Annotated in this window: 2 protein-coding genes; both read right to left on the bottom strand. The window is 51.9% G+C overall.

What is annotated here, in order from left to right; translation table 11 throughout:
• Nucleotides 1-12 precede the first annotated feature (12 nt).
• On the bottom strand, nucleotides 13-633 hold the full coding sequence (locus ABY802_RS16380; protein WP_372628188.1) for a hypothetical protein: 621 nt from the start codon (nucleotides 631-633) through the stop codon (nucleotides 13-15).
• Nucleotides 633-3,115, bottom strand: a 2,483-nt coding sequence (locus tag ABY802_RS16375) for an ATP-binding protein (RefSeq protein WP_372628187.1), incomplete at its 5' end; no start/stop codon positions are given. The genes ABY802_RS16375 and ABY802_RS16380, both read right to left, overlap by 1 nt.

Genomic DNA, 3,115 nt, shown 5'->3' with positions numbered 1-3,115 from the left:
CTAATGTTGCCATCAGAGCAGGGCCTCCTGATTCGGGGTGTCTTCAACCGGCAATTGCTCTTCATCGCGAATAAAGCGAATGACATCAATTAAATAGTCAATTTTACCGGTGACCACATAATACTGGCGATCATGATGCGGCTGCAGCAAATAGCCGTGCTCTTTTAAGCGGCGGAAAATCAGCTTTACCTGGTTATCCAGTTGTTCGCTCTGGCTGTTAAAAAAGCGGTCGCTGGCCAGCTGGTTTAGGCGCTGACGCAGGCTCTGGTTATCTTCGGTGCGCAGCACAAATTCCTGGAGTTTTATAGTGTCACCGGCGGTGAGCGCGCTGTCGCGGCCCAGGGTTTCCTGAACCAGCTGCAACCACTCCAGCAGGGGTAACAACGATTGCACCGTTAGTGAAAACTGGCTGCTGAGCTGCTCACGGGCCTCTTTGTTCAGCTCAAAGTAGCCCAGGAAAAATACACTGTTATCGTCATTACTGACTAAGCGGCGGTTTAACGGCCGCAGGTAGTGATTAATATCCTGCTGAGTTTGCTCATTGCTTAAATGGCGAAAGGCATCTTCGTCAGTCACCTGGCAAATAAAACTGCCAGTCAGCAGGCGCTCGAGTATTGGTCCGTGTTGTAACATCAGCTTGCCTCCAGCTGTTTACTGGCCAACCGCTCGGCCAGTCGGCTAACTTTGGGTTGAATGCGTTTTAACTGACGTTTGCTTGGGTCTTGCTGGCTCGGCTCAATTAAATAGCGGTGGCTGAACAGCATTAATACATCAGATTCCGGATTGGGGAAGGCGCCGACAATCACAATGTTATTGCTGCTACAGGCGGCAAATAACTTCTCCACGTTGTGATAGGCCAGGGTGCCGATTTCATCAATTGGCCAGTGAATGGCTACTTTGGCAGCGCCACGCAGCAAACGGGTAAAGGCGAGTAAGTACTTACATAAAATTAAGTAAGCCATACCATGGCTGGACGATTCCAACAGCTGGCGGTCATTTTTAATCACCAGCTCCGAGCCACCCTCGCTTAAATGCAGCTCCAGGCGCAGTAACGACTCAATGCTGTACTGCTCATCGCTGCGCAGCAGCTCCACTACGTCTGCCAGGGCATTTAAGTACTGCTCTGATGGTAGCGCTTTGCCCGAGGCCCCCCAGTCATCATACAATTTGGCGAAGTGTTTCAGCGGCTGCCAGAAGCCCAGCTCGTCAATGGTGGATAAAATACGCACTTCTGAGCGGCTGATGCCTTCAAGCACTAAATCGTCGGCGACCGCTTCGCTTAAGCGGCGGCTTTGCAAGGCAATGCGCCGGTTAATATCGCTGAACACGGTAAAGAACTTTTTCAGATCGCCGCCAATATTCTCGCCCATCTCCAGCAATTGTTGTTGGGCGCCTTTTAATATTTCCAGTAGGTTTTGCAAAATAGGCAGTTGCTGCCGTTCGGCGGCATAATCAGGCAGTTTGCGCTTTTCATGCTCCAGACGGTCTAAAAATTCGGGTCCGGCGTCTTTACTTAGCATACTTTCAAACTGGTCGATGGCAGTTTTTAAGGCGCTGTCGGCTTTGCTGCGCTGCTCTAATGCTTCATTAGTGCGAGCCAACCGTTCTATTAAATCAGCAGAGCCGGTTAACGTGGCCGGGGAAGTGGCTGCCAAATGCAGCTCCTGCAGTTTGTGCAGCGCCGGTTTAATCTGGTTCAGTAATTGCTCGGCCTGGCTCATCCGCTCTTGCTGCTGGCGTTTTTGCTCTTCCAGTTTTTTGGCGTTGCTGCTATAGGTTACTTTTTGTTGCTCCAGCGCTTGCTGGGCAGTGCGCTGCTGCTGTTTCAGTGCCGTTTCCCGCTCTAACAGTTGCGGCCTTAGCTGCTGCCAGTCGAGTTTAATAAACTGCTGCCAGGCGCTTAGCTGATCCTGGCGCGCCTCGACGGCTTTAATCTCACTTTTTAGCTGCTCTTGTTTTTGTTTCAGCTCGGTTAAGCGGCGCGGATCAATGCCTTTGGCAGAAAGCTCTTCATTAAAGGCTTGCTGCAGTTCTTTGATCTGGTTTTTATTATCATCGCGCTTATGCTCAAGCTGACGCTCCAGCTCGTTAATTTGCTCATCAAATACCTGCAGTTCCGCCTGCCAGTCGGCTTTTAATTCCATTTTCTGGCTTTGATGATCACTTTGCAGCGCCTGTAAATCGGCTTGTTGCTGCTGTTGCAGTTTTTCAAGCTGCTGCTGCTGCGCCGCCAATTCGGTTTTAACACTGGCCTGGCGCACAGTATTCAGCTCCCGCTGTTGTGCCTGCAAGCGGTTACGGGCATCACGGGCGTAGTCGATATTTTGCTCATACTGGGTTAGCTGCCACTGGGCTTGCTCTACTTGGGTCCGGCTTAACTCGGCTTGCTCATGGCGCTCTTTTAAAGTCTTTTCAGCCTGCAATTTGCCGGCACTGGCTTGCTCAAGTTGCTGCTCGGCAGCCTGAATGCGATGGCGAATGGCGGCTTCGTCCTGGGCGTAATCCGGGGTGTCGATGGCCGTGAGTTCCAGTTGTAAGCCGAACAAATTGTCGCTGATATCGGCCAGATGCGGCTGCAAGTCTTGCCGCTCTAGTAACCGCTCGTCCAGCACTTTGCCGAGTTTCTGCTCCCAACCGTTATAGTGCAGCCGCAAAAAGTGGCGCAAGCTGCCTTGCTCTGGCGTCAGCTGACGGTGCAATTGCTGTAACTGCTGCTCGCTGCTGTGCAGCGCTTTGCGGCTAAGCTCCAGCTCGGTATCAGCCTGATCGCGGGCGCTTCTTGCCTGCTGATACTGCTGTTGTAGCTGTTGTAATTGACGGCCTTGCTGCTGTGTTTGCTGCTGCGCATCTTCTAAGCGTAAATCGGCGCTGCGCTGCGCTTCATGCTCGGCTGCAGTTAGCATCGAGCCCTGTAGCTGGCATTGTAGTACCGCAATACTGCTGCTGACGTTGGTAAGCTGACTACTAAACTGTTGCTGCGCCTGGTGCTGCCGCAGATTAAAGGCCTGCTCTAATTCTGATAATTTGCTGTCTTGCTGCTCGCGGATGGTATCTTTTTGTTGCTGCAACTGGCGGGCTTTAGCGCGGTGTTGTTCGCTTAAACGGTTAAAGCTTT

The sequence above is a fragment of the Arsukibacterium sp. genome (assembly GCF_041616895.1).
GTDB lineage: Bacteria > Pseudomonadota > Gammaproteobacteria > Enterobacterales > Alteromonadaceae > Alishewanella.
Note: the sequence above shows the minus strand (reverse complement) of the source record. Positions and strands in the feature narration are given on the sequence as shown.

Bases quoted from the DNA above. Each gene is read 5' to 3' on its own strand.
- ABY802_RS16380 (WP_372628188.1), bottom strand. From the start codon at position 633: ATGTTACAACACGGACCAATACTCGAGCGCCTGCTGACTGGCAGTTTT.